The following is a 14,359-nucleotide window of genomic DNA, read 5'->3' as shown; positions in this document are numbered from 1 at the left end:
TCAATTTGGATATCTCTTTTTCTATCTTTTTTTACAAAAAATAGTGTTAGCAGAAAACAAAATTGTTTTCCACCAACACTAGATATTATAGAACCTATAAATTTTGATGGTCGATTTAAGCAGAAACAAGCTTAGATTGACTAGTGTAACTTCTTTTCAAAGGATGTTGATTAAGAGGAATCTCAGAATGGTTCTTTCATATTCTTTCTTTTTATGTTTTAGAGAAATAAAAACTTGTTAAACAAGATAATAAAGTAATGATTCAAATAAAAAGATAGATTTATTACAACGATTTCACGAAGCGAACGTTAAAAAGATAATAAAAGTCAACTATAAGTATTAAGTGTTCTTTAAATGAATAATTTTTCAAAGATAAACAGCTTGGTCTAAACCAGATCTGCCCTTATATAGGTTTCTCTTGTTTTTTATTTTCATTATTTTAAAACCTATGTTTTGTATAAGCATGGTATAATAAAATTGTGTATTCTAACTCTCGCAGCATTACAGCGTAAGTTAAAATAAGTTGAAAATCACTAGAAAATTGAATAATAAGAATAGAAAGGAACGATGAGATGGCAGAGGCAAAGTTTGAGGCGGCTTTGATTAAAAAGCTAGAAGCTGAAGGTTGGACTTATCGAAAGGATCTGTCTAATACCAGTATAAAAACAATTGAACATCATTGGCGTGAAGTTTTAAATCAAATAAATGCACACAAATTAAATGGTGTACCTTTATCTGATATTGAATTTGGTCTGATTCTGCAAGAATTACAACGAATCAAGACACCTTATGATGCTCAACTTTTGTTAATTGGGGCAGGTGGTGTAGGATCGATTCCTATCACACGTGACGATGGTTCAAGTTTGGAAGTTGAAATTTTCTATGAGGACGATGTAGCAGGCGGTCGTTCTCGTTATGAAGTTGTGAGTCAAGTAAGTTTCACAGAATTGCCGAAAGGTTTATCAACTAAGCGCATCATTGATATTGCGTTGTTAATAAATGGTATACCAGTTTGTCATATTGAAGAAAAGGACGAACATCTACAAAATCAATGGCGAGCTTTTGAACAGTTAAAAGGCTATCATGGAGATGGATTATATCAAGGATTATTTGCTTTTGTTCAAGTACAATTTATTTTGAGTCAACATTCAGCTCATTATTTTGCAAGACCGAATGCTTTTGAAAATTATAATAAAACATTTGTATTTGGGTGGCGAGATGAAAATAATAGAGATATCACTGATGCATTTGAATTTGTGCATCAAGTGATGGGGATTCCTGCGTTACACCGATTGATTACTGTTAATATGATACCCGATGCCTCAAATGATAATTTAATGGTAATGAGAAGTTACCAAATTCAAGCAACACGGCAAATATTGCAACGTATGAAAGACATGGAAGCAAGCGGGCTAATCCAAAAAGAAGGTGGCTATATTTGGCATACCACTGGTTCAGGTAAGACGGTGACATCCTTTAAGGTGGCTCAGTTATTAGCCTCATCACCAAGAATTCGAAATGTATTGTTTATCGTCGACCGAGTCGATCTTATAGATCAAACACTGGAAAACTTTAAAGATTTTGCATATATCCATTTTAAAAAGCGCATCAAAAAAGTTAATGGGCATGAACTTAAACGTGAATTGCAACATAAAGGTGCTTCACAAATTTTATTGATTTCTGTTCAAGGATTAACAAAAGCAGTAAAAAAAGGATTGGAAAATGATGATTGGAACGTGATTATCATGGACGAAGCCCATCGAAGTGCAAGCGGTGATTCGGTTAAGTTGATAAAAAAAGCATTTAAAAAAACAACCTGGTTTGGTTTTACTGGCACACCAAATTTTTATAGCGATGAGATAAATGATATAAAGACAAGCAGGGAAATATCGACGCATGACATTTTTGGCAAAAGATTGCACACATATTCTATAAAAGATGCTATTGGAGATGGCAATGTTTTAGGATTCGATGTAACTTACTTCAAGCCGCATTGGGTGATTGAAAACCCAGTTGAGGAGTTCTCTGAAAGAGACTATGAAAAAGAAATTTATCAAAGTGATGTCTATAGGCAAGAAGTAGTCCAAGATATTCTTGAGAATTGGAAGAAGACTTCAAGTGGTGCTTTAATCGCTGGACGACGTGAAGAAAATGCGTTTCAAGCAATGCTTGCTGTCTCAGGAAAACAAGCAGTCATACATTATTACAATATTTTTAAAGCTAAAGCACCATATCTTAATGTTGCAATGACTTTCTCACGGGATGAGTCCAATGAACACGGTACAAAGGAACAGAATGAAGCTCTAAAAAAAGCAATCAAAGAATATACTGAAAAGTACAGTGTCCCTAGTATTCTGGATGCAAAAGATCCCGCCCGTGCATATATGTTGGATATCACCAAAAGACTTGCTCGGAAAAAGCCATACAATCAAGGGAATTATCTAGATCGGTTAGATTTAGTAATCGTTTCAGACCAACTATTAACTGGGTTTGATTCTAAGTATATCAACATGATCTACATGGATAAAATGCTTAAAGAAGGAATGCTCATTCAAGCCATGTCTCGAACAAATCGAACGCTTGATCGTAATAGTAAGCCGCATGGAAAAGTGCGCTTCTATCGACAAGGAGATGAAATGCAAGGATTTGTTGAGAATGCTTTACGCATCTATACAAAAGGTGGTAATGATACTTTAGAAGAGGCAGAAAAAGAATCTGCTGATGAAGAAGGAAAAGATTTACGAAATGACGATATATTAGCTAAACCACAAAGTCATCAAATTCTTGAACTAGAAGAATTTATTGCAAGATTGAAAGAACTTGCTGGTAATGATTTTAGCCAAATTCCCCGTGGATTCAATGACTTAAAAGAGTTTGTAAATCTAGGGCTTTCTACTCAAAATAAGGTTCAAAGATTGATACAACAAGGGTATGAATTAGGCAGTGAAATCGAAGAATTAGATGCAGACAACAATCCAACTGGTAACATGGTTCGTCTAAATATATCTAGTATTGAAGAGTTTGGTGCGTTGCAAGCTCGTCTAAATGATGCGAGAGAACGGTTACCAGAAAAAGAGCGTCCAGATTTAACTGAAATAAAAGTTGGTATTGAACTGTATAGCCACCAAATTATTGATTATGACATGTTAGTTGAACTACTTAATACATTTATGGATGATAAAAGCACGACGAACAAAGAAGCAATTGAAAAACATATTACACCAATGGATGAAGAAAGTCGTCAAGAAATCAATGAAATTGTTGATGAAATTGAATCAGGTGAAATTACAAAACATTTTACAACCGAAACGCTTCAAAATACAAGAATGAAAAAACGTAATGAGCGTCGAGAACTGGAGATTCGTCGATGGGCTGCAAATAACGATATCAATAGTAATCTTATTTTAGAAGCATATGAGGCGTATATGCCTGGACACACACTAATAGAAAATCCCGAACTTGCAGATATTGTTCATCGAATTGAGCAGGTTGAGAATATCGGGTTTTTCGAGGCGTCGGAGTTTGAAGATTCTTTACTGAATTTTTTTGAAAGATTTTAAATAAAATAATGGAATAGAAAGAGGTCAAAAGAATCATGGCTTTATCTACAGAACAACAAAATAAGATGTGGGCGATGCTCAATCAAACACGAGGACAAATTGGTTTAACAGCATATAAGGATTATATTTTTGGACTTCTATTTTATAAATATCTTTCTGAGAAAGCTAAAAATTGGCTAAAGGATGTTTTACGTGGAGAAACATGGGAAAGTATTTATGCACAAGATCCAGTTAAAAGTTTGGACTACATGAAAAAAAATCTTGGTTACGCGATACAACCAGGTAATTTCTTTTCTGATTGGAAAAAAGCGATTGATGAAGATCAGTTTAGTATCGGACTAATGACAGAGACATTTGGGCATTTTAATCAGCAAATTGCTTTTGCTGCAAAAGGTGACTTTGAAGGTATTTTTGACGGAATGCGTTTTGACAGTGCAGACTTAGGTGCCAATGCGCAAGCTAGAGCAAGTGTAATGATTTCAATGATTGAATTGTTATCTTCTCCTGAATTTGATTTATCAGGTGGCGATGATGCGATGTCCGATATATATGAATATTTGGTAAAACAATTTGCTACAGTCTTAGCATCTGATATGGGGCAATATTATACACCAAAAGAAATATCTGAAATCATGGCTCGGATTTTAACGTATGGTAGAGAAAATGAAGAACGTTTCTCTATATATGATCCAACAGTCGGGTCAGCTTCTTTACTTTTGACGACTGCTAGTTATATGAAAAATTCACATAAACGTGGCATGATCAAATACTATGGTCAAGAAAAAGATGCAACACCTTACCGTTTAGCTAGAATGAACTTGATGATGCATGGGGTCGAATATAATGATATCAGTATAAATCATGCAGACACACTAGAAAGTGACTGGCCAGATGGTGTGGTTGAGGGAAAGGATAATCCTCGAATGTTTGATGCAGTGATGGCTAATCCACCGTATTCAGCTCACTGGAACAGTAAAGACCGTGAAGATGATCCTCGTTGGCGTGAGTACGGAGTTGCGCCAAAAACAAAGGCAGATTATGCCTTCTTACTACACTGTTTATATCATTTAGAAGATAATGGACGAATGGCAATCATTTTACCGCATGGTGTTTTATTTAGAGGTGCAGCCGAAGGTAGAATTCGTAAAGCGCTAATTGATAAACATCAAATTGAAGCGGTTATCGGATTTCCTGATAAGCTATTTTTAAATACCTCTATTCCCGTTTGTGTTTTAATCTTGAGAAAAAATCGTACGGAGTCAGATGTATTGTTTATAGATGCAAGTAAAGAATTTGAGAAGTTGAAAAATCAAAAACGATTACGTTCAGAAGATGTGGATAAAATTGTTGACACAGTAGTTCATCGCAAAGAAATTGAAAAGTATTCGCACTTAGCTACGCTAGATGAAATCAAAGAGAATGAGTACAACCTGAATATCCCACGTTATGTCGATACTTTTGAAGAAGAAGAGCCAATCGATATTGTTGAAGTTAGTAAAGAGATCATTAAATTAAACGCTGAAATAAACCAAGTAGAATCAGAATTTTTATCGATGTTGAATGAATTAGCAGTTACTCCTGATACGAAAGATTTGATTGAAGCAGCAAAAGGAGTGTTTGAATAATGAGTAAGAAAAATGTTCCAATGCTTCGGTTTGAAGGGTTTAGTGATGCTTGGGAACAGCGTAAGTTGGGAACTTGTGTAAAATTTTTGAATGGTAAAGCATATAAACAACAGGAATTACTTGATGTTGGTAAATATAGAGTCTTAAGAGTTGGTAACTTCAATACTAATGACAAGTGGTATTATTCAAATCTAGAACTTGATGAAAACAAATATGCTAATTCAGGAGACCTATTATATCTTTGGGCTACTAGTTTTGGGCCTGAAATTTGGAATGAAGAAAAAGTAATCTATCATTATCATATATGGAAACTCGAAGTTACTGATAATTCGATTGATAAACACTATTTATATACATGGTTACTTACTGATAAAGAAAGAATAAAACAAAGTACTAATGGTTCCACAATGATCCATATTACTAAGGGAAATATGGAGGAAAGGGAATTTAAATTTCCAGTTGATATAACAGAACAAAAAAAAATCGGTTCATTTTTTCAGAAACTTGACGACACTCTCGCTCTTCATCAACGTAAGTTAGAGCAACTGAAGCGATTAAAGCAAGGTTTTTTACAGGTTTTATTTGCGAATGAAACAAACGTTCCAAAGATGCGTTTTGCTGGTTTTACCGAGGAATGGGAACAGCGTAAGGTTGTTCAAATTGCAAAAGACACTTATGGTGGAGGTACACCTAAAACTAGTATAAAAAAATTTTGGAATGGTGATATTCCATGGATTCAAAGTAGTGATTTAGAAACAAATAGGTTGTTCAATGTTTCTCCAAAAAAAAGGATTACAGACGAAGCTGTTCAAAAGTCTGCCACAAAAATTATTCCTTCAAATTCAATTGCGATAGTAACACGTGTAGGGGTTGGAAAATTAGCGCTGATGTCTTTTGAGTATGCTACTAGTCAAGATTTTTTATCACTTTCAGAGCTACAAGTTGATCCATATTTTGGAATTTATTCTTTATATACAATGCTCCAAAAAGATTTGAACAACATCCAAGGTACATCTATTAAAGGAATGACTAAATCAGATTTATTAGTAAAAAAACTAACGGTTCCTAAAAGTATTGAAGAGCAAGAGAAGATAGGCATCTTCTTCAAACAACTCGACGACACCCTCGCTCTTAATCAAAATAAACTCTCTCAACTGAAAAATCTAAAAAAAGCACTCCTTCAATCAATGTTTATCTAAAAAATTACCTTCCCAAATATACTAAACTTCCTAATAATTAAAGAGTAACATCAAAATTATTAGGAGGTTATTCTATTGAAAAAAAGAAAAATGCAGTTGTTTTACAAATATTTTGAAGAATGGATTGAATTATATAAAGTTGGCTCAATTCGTTCCATTACCTTAGAAAAATACTACATGAGTTTACAATGGGTCACTAAATTAGCTCCGGATATGCGAGTTTGTGATTTGGATAGAAGAAGCTATCAAAGCTTATTAAATGCATATGCAGAAGATCACGAGAAGCAAACTACGATGGATTTTCATCATCAAATAAAAGGGGCTATTTTAGATGCAGTGGATGAAGGTATTTTATCCCAAAATCCTACTCGGAAAATTATCATAAAAGGGAAAGCACCTAAAGAGAAAAAGCCAAAGTTTTTAAATCAACATGAGATTCAGTTATTGTTGAGAGAATTAGATTTAAGACAAGAATTAAATTGGGATTGGTTTATCTTATTGGTAACAAAAACTGGTTTACGATTTTCTGAAGCATTGGCTCTTACACCTGAGGATTTTGATTTTTTTAATCAGAAGATACTTATTACTAAAACATGGAATTATCGCAAGTCTACAGGAGAATTTCAACCAACTAAAAATAGTTCTTCCATTCGAAAAATACAGATGGATTGGCAATTAGCTATGCAATTTTCACAATTAGTAAAAGACTTAGACCCAGAGAAACCAATTTTTGTTAAGAAGCGGGTGTTTAATTCAACGATAAATAACCGACTAAAGATATTATGTACAAATGCAAACATTCCTGTGATCACTATTCATTCTCTAAGACATACACATGCCTCTCTATTGTTATTTGCAGGTGTTTCGATCGCAAGTGTAGCTAAAAGATTAGGACATTCTAGCATGACCACAACCCAAGAAACATATTTGCATATTATTCAAGAACTAGAAAATCAAGACAATGATAAGATTATGCGACATTTATCTTCTCTTGTATAATAAAAAAGGCGCGGGGCGCCTTTTTTATATAAACATTTTTTGTAGGAATGCTTTTTTTAGATTTTTTAATTGAGAAATTTTATTTTGGTGAAGAGTGATAGTATTGTCAAGGTGATTGAAGAAAGTACCGATTTTTTGTTGTTCTTTCATTCGATTTGGAAATGAGACATTAGTTTTTTGTAGATTTCCTTTGCTGATTGCCGATACTTTAGATCCTTGCATTAATCTTAAAAGTTGTCTGTGATAAATGTCTGAGTTTATATAATATCCCCAAAAAAAAGGAACTTTTTCTCCTTTAGCTCTTGCAACTATAGTATGGAGCCCTGATACAAGATTCTCATTGGTAATTCCACTAACTTCGACAGCTTTTCCTACACTTTCATCTTCAGCTGCATCTGCAAAAATTAAATCTTGATTCTCTAATAAATTAGATATATATTTTTCTAGCTCTCCTCCAGTAATATATGGAATCTCAGCTTTTTTAACATTCAGAATAGTAGAATATTTAATTAAAATATCTCCGTAGTGAATATTCATAATCTCTCCACTATCATAATTTAACATTGCCCGTGATAGTGAATTAGTAGATACAGGAAAATTAAAGCAGTCGTTAAACTTACGCTGTTCCCATTCCTCGGTAAAACCAGCAAAACGCACCCTCGGAACAGTTGCTTCCTTCGCAAATAAAACCTGTAAAAATCCTTGCTTTAGTCGCTTCAGTAGCTCTAACTTACGTTGATGAAGAGCAAGAGTATAGTCCAATTGCTCAAAAAAAACCCCTAGTTTATTTTGTTCATCCAGAGTAGGAACTTTTATGTTTGTATCAATAATATTCTTATTATACAACCGTTTAATTGTACTCCCCTCTAAACCTTGCCATTTAACAATTGAATAAAATTGCTGTAAAAATTTATTATCTAAGTGACCATTATGTTTTAACCAAACTATATTACTATCTTGAAAATACTCATCTTCTCCTTGATATACTACAGTTCTACCAATGCTTCCCGAAGCAGAAATCAATATATCTCCAACTTCAGGATACGGATATTTCGACTTATATTCTTCAAATAGTTCTCGAGATATAAAAGCATCAGGATAACTTCCAAAAGTCCCAATTTTAAAAAATGGAACTTCTCCATTTTCCGAAGTTTGATCTTTAAAAATTCGTTTATTCATTGCGACAGAACCTAAGTCCCCCAACTTACGCTGTTCCCAATCATCCTATACCATCAAAACACCCCACTTTCTCAAAAAATTCCTTAGATCATGCTACAATATAACTAAGTATATTTATAATCATAAGGCGGTGAAATTAACCAGTGAATGATTTTGAAATCAATCTGCCCACAACTACTGAGTTATCAATTAATGTAACAAATAAAGAATTATACAATTATGATTTTAGTTCGTATTCACTTCTTCCTCTACAAGAGGCTGTTGGTTTATCTATTATTAAGAGTATTAAAAATGAACTATTTAGCCATATATCAGAAGCTAAGTTACTAAAACAACTTTTAGAAAAGGGAGAGACAGAATATGTAGCGAACTTTTCTGATTTAGCAAAGAAAAAATTAACTTCAGGAGAATGGTCATTAGGAATACGTAAAAAAACCGGAGAAACATATGCTATCATCAAGGATACTTTGACGGGTAGAACGAAGAGTACGGTAACATTGGATGAACGAACGGTAAGAAAGCTAGGAAATTTACCAGAGCTTTCTGCAATTCAAGGGCAATTAGCAGCTATAACAGAGAAGATTGAGGATTTAAATAGGCTCGTTGAGCGTGTGGAGCAAGGGCAATATAATGATCGCTTCTCAGGATTCCACAGTGCTAGGCAACTTGTGATTGAAGGGCTTGTTTCGCACGATAGCGAGTTGAAGAAGGAACTTTTGATTTCTGCGATTAAAACTAATAATGATACAATCGCAAAATTAATGTTTGCTATTTATCAAGATGCTCATGATTTTACTAATATCAAAATAAAATCGAAAGACGCGAAAAGAATTGAACGATTGCTTCAACAATCTATTGGCTATTTAAACTCGGCTGTGCAACTGAATTTAGTTGCGTATAGTGCTGTAGCAGAGGATCAGGCATTATTAGCGACATTGTCAAATTACCATTCCTTCATCGAGCAGACCCTATTAAAAAAACTTGATGATTCGGGGCATACATTAGCATGGAAAATTGATAATGCGCATCAAGGTGATTCAGGATGTGTAAATGAAATCATGACGGATATTTCAACTAAGATAGATGTATTGGTTCATGAGATTCAAGGATATGAAATTGGAGGAAAGAGTAATGAAAAACTCACAACTGAAACTTTGTAAAGTACCTGGATGCAAAAAAGAAATATATGTAAATAAATCTTTATTTTGTGGAGAGCATGAACGGAAATTTAGAGAATATCGCAAGACAGCAAAGAAAAGTGCTTTAGGATTGAGTGTAATAGTGTTAGGTTTTATTGCTAATGTTAAGAAAAAAAGTTAAAAAAAGATAACTATGGCAAGAATTATAGTTTGTTTCTAATTACGGGGTGTTTATAAAAGAAAAAGAATCACATTCATTCGTTTAGCTATGAATAATGATTAATTTACAGTTTATCTCAATTGAGTCATAGCGGATAAAGTAAGTATGACGATTTGTTGAATAAATAATAAATGGATAAGGATAATAGTTAGAAGATAGTGATTAAAAAGATGTAACATATCTTATTTAATGATGAAAGAATGAAAAAGCACTGGGACACCTCGTTGGCGTTCCAGTGCTTTTTTCTACTCCTCATCAACCCTCACCGACCCCCAAATATTCAACTCCGGTACGATCTGTTGGTGGATGATCGGCTCATCTGGATGATTGATGCGGTGTAACAAGGTTCGGATGGCGAGTTGGCCCATGAATTCCAAGTTGGTGGCAACGTTGGTCAAGCGTGGCACCGCCATACGTGTGAATTCTGTTTCGTCAAAACAAATGATACTGATGTCTTCTGGTATCGTATAGCCAGCGGATTGGAGATAGCTGTTGAGCATGAAGGCTAATCCTGAATTGACACAAAACCAAGCGTCGGGCATTTGCTCGATGCTTTTTAAGCGACTGAACAAAGCGCCTTGGGATTCTTCGATTTCGGTGATCTCGATTTCTGGCTCTCGTGAAATGCCGTGTTCTGCTAAGGCGCGATGGTAGCCGCGGTAGCGTTCGAGATAGCTTGGCGAAAAGGAGGTATCTCCGATGAATCCGATTCGTTTCATGCCGTTAGCAATGAGTAATGAAATGGCTTGGAACGTGCCGTCGGTATTTTTGGACAATATGGCATCCGCGAGTAATTCGGGATCGTGATGATCGATCAGCGTGACGGGGATTCCTGTAGCAATCACTTGTTTTATGTAGTCATTGTTACTATGAGAAAGTACTAAAATACCGTCATATTCATTGATGTGTTCTGGTAGGATCATTTGTTTTAGCGTTTCATCGGTTAAGGTATACGTGTCTAATTTGATATGTGCTTGTTGTGCGGCAGATTCTGCGCTTTTTACGATTTCGCCGAAGAAACTTGTTTGAGAAAATGCAAATTCGGTTGCCATCAAAAGAAACCTCATCGTGGTGTCTTCTGTGACGGTTTGGTAACGATAGCCTAGTTCGTTGGCTTTATTTTTTACTAATTGTTTGGTTTGTTGGCTGACACCTGGTTTGTTTCGGAGTGCTTGCGAAACGGAATTTTTAGAGATTCCTAGTGCATCAGCGATGTCTTGCATCGAAGCTTTTTTCATAAGTTCACCTAATTTCTCGTAATGTTTATATTGATTATAACATAGTACATCTAAAATAATCACCTAAAAAGATTACAAATGTAACTTTGTAATGTTAATTACGTAATGTTGACAACCGTAATTACAGATGGTATGATTGTCGCAGTTATAAGAAACCGTTTACAAACCAAGGAGGAAGATTCATGAAGATGAAGAAAATATTTTTGGGACTTACGACTGTATTAGCAGGAACTGTTTTACTTGCAGGCTGTGGCAATCAAACGACGAGTGGGGATTCTGGCTCAGAGGATGGGAAAACAAAAATTACTTTTTGGGCGGCACCTAATCCGACTCAGCTGAGATATTGGCAAGAAATGGCGACAGAATTTGAGGCGCAAAATGATGAAATCACTGTTGAAGTGACTCAGATGAAAGAAAGTCCATCTTCTGAAGCGACGATCCAAAGTGCGATTGCATCGAATACGGCGCCAACGTTGTCTGAAAATGTGAATCGTAGTTTTGCGGCGCAATTGGCTGCTAGTGAAGCGATTTTACCGTTGAATCAACATAGTGAATTTGATTCGATCGTGGAAGCGAGACACATGGGTAAGACGATTGAGAGCTGGAAGTTTTCTGATGATAGTCAATATGTATTACCGGTGTATTCAAATCCGATTTTATTTGGTTGGCGAATCGATTTGTTAGAAGAACTTGGCTTTTCTGAGGTTCCAAAAACGTATTCTGAGTTGTTAGAGGTTGTAGAGAAGGTTCAGGAAACAGATAAAGCTTTATGGGCGAAAAGAGACTTGGCTGATCCGACAGCTTGGATGCGTTGGTTTGACTTCTTCCCGTTGTACAATGCGGCAAGTGAAGGTGGTAGTTTTGTAGAGGATGGGAAGTTTTCTGCGGATGAGGCTGCAATGACGGATGTGTTTGAGTTGATGAGTGAATTAGCAGATGCGAATGTTTTGCGAACAGGTGAAGCGACGGATCCGTTTGAAAATGGGGATAGTATCATGACTGACTTAGGTCCATGGACGTTCCCGAATTGGGATGAGAAATATCCTGAGTTGACGTTTGGTGAAAACTATACAGTAACTACGCCGGTTGTGCCGGATGCGTTAGCAGATGTTGAAGAGGTGTCAACGTATGCAGATGCGAAAGGGATCGTAATGTACGCGCAAGCAACTGAAGAAGAACAAGCAGCTGCGATGGCTTTCTTAGAATTTGTTTATTCTGATGATAATCATGACATGAAGCTACTAGAGATGACGTCATTGATTCCGGCGAGAGATGATGCGAAAGAAAATGAAATATTTGCTGCATACTTTGAAGAAAATCCAGCGATGAAAGTATACGCAGAAAATGTACCGTTTGCTGTACCGGCAATGGATAATGAAAAATTCAATGAAATCCAACAATCGTTTGGGGAACAAGCTTGGGTTCCAGTAATTCGTGGAGAAAAGGATGCGAAGACTGCAACAGAAGACGCCAAATCAGCGGTTGAAGGGGCGCTTCAATAATGAACAAAAATACAAAGTTGGGCTGGTTATTTACCAGTCCATACCTGATTTTTACTGTGATTTTCTTTTTATTGCCGCTTTTTTGGTCGTTTTGGCTGGCACTGACGAGTTGGAATATGATTTCGCCAACGGTTGAATTTGTTGGGTTCAAAAATTTTATCGATGCGTTTCATAGTCCGGCGATTCGAGCGGCGTTTGTGGTGACCTATAAATTTCTACTTGTGTTTGTTCCGATGGCATTGATTTTATCGATGATGATCGCGCTGTTAGTGAATAGTTTGCCTAAGTTTAAAGGCTTGTACATGGTTGCCTTCTTTTTACCTTATCTTTCGAGTGGGGTCGTGACTTCATTGATCGTGAAAGGATTGCTTTCATATAATGGTCCTTTTAATACGTTTTTACGTACGAGAATGGGCTGGGATATTGATTGGTTAGGGAATCCTCAGACGTCGATTTTTATTGTTTCACTGATGATTGCTTGGAAGATGTCTGGCTATTATGGATTGATTTTGATTTCTGGTTTGGGAAATATCAATAAAGAAGTCTATGAGGCTGCGGCGATCGATGGAGCAAGTGCGTGGACGCGTTTTTGGAAGATCACGTTCCCGATGCTTTATCCGGCATTTTTCACGGTGACCGTTCTTGCTGTGGGAATTAGTTTTGGGATCTTTACGGAAGTGTATCAACTGACTGGTGGGGGGCCGAATTTTGCTACGAATACGTGGCAAATGGAGATCTACAATCAAGCGTTTGTCAATCTACGTTCAGGGTATGCTTCAGCGGTTGCGTTGATGGCTTCTGTCGTGACGTTTGCTTCGATCGGTGTGATTCGTAAACTATTAGAAAAGTGGGGGGAGAAAAATGGTTGGTCATAAACGGACAAAAGGTAAAAATGCGGTTCTTTATGTTGTAACGACGCTCGTGATGTTGATCATGACGTTTCCTTTTGTGTACTTAGTTATGCATTCTTTTGCAGCTTGGGATCAAGTGGATCGTCGCATTTTCCCGACAGAGTATAGTTTACGTTCTTGGACTTGGCTCTTCGGTGGTTCACCGACTTCTGCGGATGTTCCGTGGTTTGGGGCGTTTATCAATACGACGATCGTGGCGACAATAGCGACTGTTTTAATGATGTTGTTTGCATTGATGGTCGGTTATGCGTTGGCAAAGATCGAGTTTAAAGGAAAAAAATTAGTGAACAATTTTATTCTTTTCCAAATGTTTTTTCCGGCAATCATTTTACTGATCCCGCAGTTTTTAATGGTGACGAGAGTGGGCTTGCTGGATTCTTATGCGGGAATGATCATTCCTACAGCAATCAGTTTATGGGCGATTTTTATGTATACAAACTTTTTCAAGGCGATTCCTAATACACTGATTGAAGCGGCAAAGCTGGATGGTGCCACGGAGATGCAAGTTTTGTTCAAAGTCGTTTTACCGATGTCTAAATCGATTACGACAGTGATTTTCTTGTTCTTGTTTACCGACCGTTGGACGAATTTATTGTGGGATATGATCGTGTCGAAAAGTGATAGCACAGTGACACTGAATGTTTTGATTTCGCAAATGTTTGGCCCCTATGGCACATTTCCGGGACCGATGTATGCGGCGTCAGTATTGTTGACTTTACCATTGATCGTTTTGTTTTTGATTTTTTCAAAACGATTCCAAGATGGTATGCAATTTACATTGAAGTAA

10 protein-coding genes and 1 pseudogene are annotated in these 14,359 nt (G+C 36.2%); 9 read left to right on the top strand and 2 right to left on the bottom strand.

Going from position 1 to position 14,359, the window contains the following annotated elements; genetic code table 11:
* The first annotated feature begins 572 nt into the window (after positions 1–572).
* The 4 genes from JZO83_RS08805 (at position 573) to JZO83_RS08790 (ending at position 7,383) form a co-directional block, all read left to right on the top strand.
* Positions 573–3,560, top strand: a complete 2,988-nt coding sequence (locus JZO83_RS08805; RefSeq protein WP_207115529.1) for a type I restriction endonuclease subunit R — start codon at positions 573–575, stop codon at positions 3,558–3,560.
* Between the two features lie 35 nt (positions 3,561–3,595).
* Positions 3,596–5,185, top strand: a complete 1,590-nt coding sequence (locus JZO83_RS08800) for a type I restriction-modification system subunit M (protein ID WP_206858610.1) — start codon at positions 3,596–3,598, stop codon at positions 5,183–5,185.
* Positions 5,185–6,384 carry a restriction endonuclease subunit S gene (locus tag JZO83_RS08795; RefSeq protein ID WP_207115528.1) on the top strand — a complete coding sequence of 400 codons (1,200 nt, stop codon included), beginning with the start codon at positions 5,185–5,187 and terminating at the stop codon, positions 6,382–6,384. Before JZO83_RS08800 ends, JZO83_RS08795 begins: the two co-directional genes overlap by 1 nt.
* A 69-nt stretch (positions 6,385–6,453) precedes the next feature.
* Positions 6,454–7,383, top strand: coding sequence for a site-specific integrase (locus tag JZO83_RS08790; protein WP_207115530.1), 930 nt, complete (start codon positions 6,454–6,456; stop codon positions 7,381–7,383).
* Positions 7,384–7,407: 24 nt separating this feature from the next.
* Here JZO83_RS08790 and JZO83_RS14525 read toward each other — a convergent pair.
* Positions 7,408–8,601, bottom strand: a pseudogene (locus JZO83_RS14525) (restriction endonuclease subunit S); the annotation flags it as partial.
* Positions 8,602–8,705: 104 nt separating this feature from the next.
* Between JZO83_RS14525 and JZO83_RS08780 the strand changes: the two are divergent.
* Both JZO83_RS08780 and JZO83_RS08775 read left to right on the top strand, forming a co-directional pair.
* Positions 8,706–9,722, top strand: coding sequence for a hypothetical protein (locus JZO83_RS08780; protein ID WP_207115526.1), 1,017 nt, complete (start codon positions 8,706–8,708; stop codon positions 9,720–9,722).
* Positions 9,694–9,882, top strand: coding sequence for a hypothetical protein (locus tag JZO83_RS08775; RefSeq protein ID WP_207115525.1), 189 nt, complete (start codon positions 9,694–9,696; stop codon positions 9,880–9,882). Before JZO83_RS08780 ends, JZO83_RS08775 begins: the two co-directional genes overlap by 29 nt.
* A 284-nt stretch (positions 9,883–10,166) precedes the next feature.
* Here the strand turns inward: JZO83_RS08775 and JZO83_RS08770 are convergent, their stop codons facing one another.
* Positions 10,167–11,159, bottom strand: a complete 993-nt coding sequence (locus JZO83_RS08770; protein ID WP_207115524.1) for a LacI family DNA-binding transcriptional regulator — start codon at positions 11,157–11,159, stop codon at positions 10,167–10,169.
* A gap of 182 nt (positions 11,160–11,341) precedes the next feature.
* On the opposite strand from JZO83_RS08770, the gene JZO83_RS08765 reads away from it, so the two are divergent.
* From JZO83_RS08765 to JZO83_RS08755, 3 genes are read left to right on the top strand one after another with little or no spacing between them, the layout of a single operon-like run.
* Entirely contained in the window at positions 11,342–12,661 is a 1,320-nt protein-coding gene (locus JZO83_RS08765; protein ID WP_207115523.1) for an ABC transporter substrate-binding protein, read from the top strand.
* A complete protein-coding gene (locus JZO83_RS08760) occupies positions 12,661–13,536 on the top strand; it encodes a sugar ABC transporter permease (RefSeq protein ID WP_242542537.1) in 876 nt (291 codons plus the stop codon). The genes JZO83_RS08765 and JZO83_RS08760 overlap by 1 nt, the downstream gene beginning before the upstream one ends.
* The gene (locus tag JZO83_RS08755) at positions 13,523–14,359 is read left to right on the top strand and encodes a carbohydrate ABC transporter permease (RefSeq protein ID WP_207115522.1); all 837 of its coding nucleotides are present in this window, start codon (positions 13,523–13,525) and stop codon (positions 14,357–14,359) included. The genes JZO83_RS08760 and JZO83_RS08755 overlap by 14 nt, the downstream gene beginning before the upstream one ends.

The organism is Enterococcus sp. DIV1298c, from assembly GCF_017316315.1.
In the GTDB taxonomy this organism is placed as follows: domain Bacteria; phylum Bacillota; class Bacilli; order Lactobacillales; family Enterococcaceae; genus Enterococcus_B; species Enterococcus_B mangumiae.
This window is presented reverse-complemented; position numbering and strand designations above follow the sequence as displayed.

Excerpts from the sequence above, each read along its gene's own strand:
- JZO83_RS08770 (WP_207115524.1), bottom strand. The coding sequence starts at position 11,159 with ATGAAAAAAGCTTCGATGCAAGACATCGCTGATGCACTAGGAATCTCT.
- JZO83_RS08755 (WP_207115522.1), top strand. The coding sequence starts at position 13,523 with ATGGTTGGTCATAAACGGACAAAAGGTAAAAATGCGGTTCTTTATGTT.
- JZO83_RS08765 (WP_207115523.1), top strand. The coding sequence starts at position 11,342 with ATGAAGATGAAGAAAATATTTTTGGGACTTACGACTGTATTAGCAGGA.
- JZO83_RS08800 (WP_206858610.1), top strand. The coding sequence starts at position 3,596 with ATGGCTTTATCTACAGAACAACAAAATAAGATGTGGGCGATGCTCAAT.
- JZO83_RS08805 (WP_207115529.1), top strand. The coding sequence starts at position 573 with ATGGCAGAGGCAAAGTTTGAGGCGGCTTTGATTAAAAAGCTAGAAGCT.
- JZO83_RS08760 (WP_242542537.1), top strand. The coding sequence starts at position 12,661 with ATGAACAAAAATACAAAGTTGGGCTGGTTATTTACCAGTCCATACCTG.
- JZO83_RS08795 (WP_207115528.1), top strand. The coding sequence starts at position 5,185 with ATGAGTAAGAAAAATGTTCCAATGCTTCGGTTTGAAGGGTTTAGTGAT.
- JZO83_RS08775 (WP_207115525.1), top strand. The coding sequence starts at position 9,694 with ATGAAAAACTCACAACTGAAACTTTGTAAAGTACCTGGATGCAAAAAA.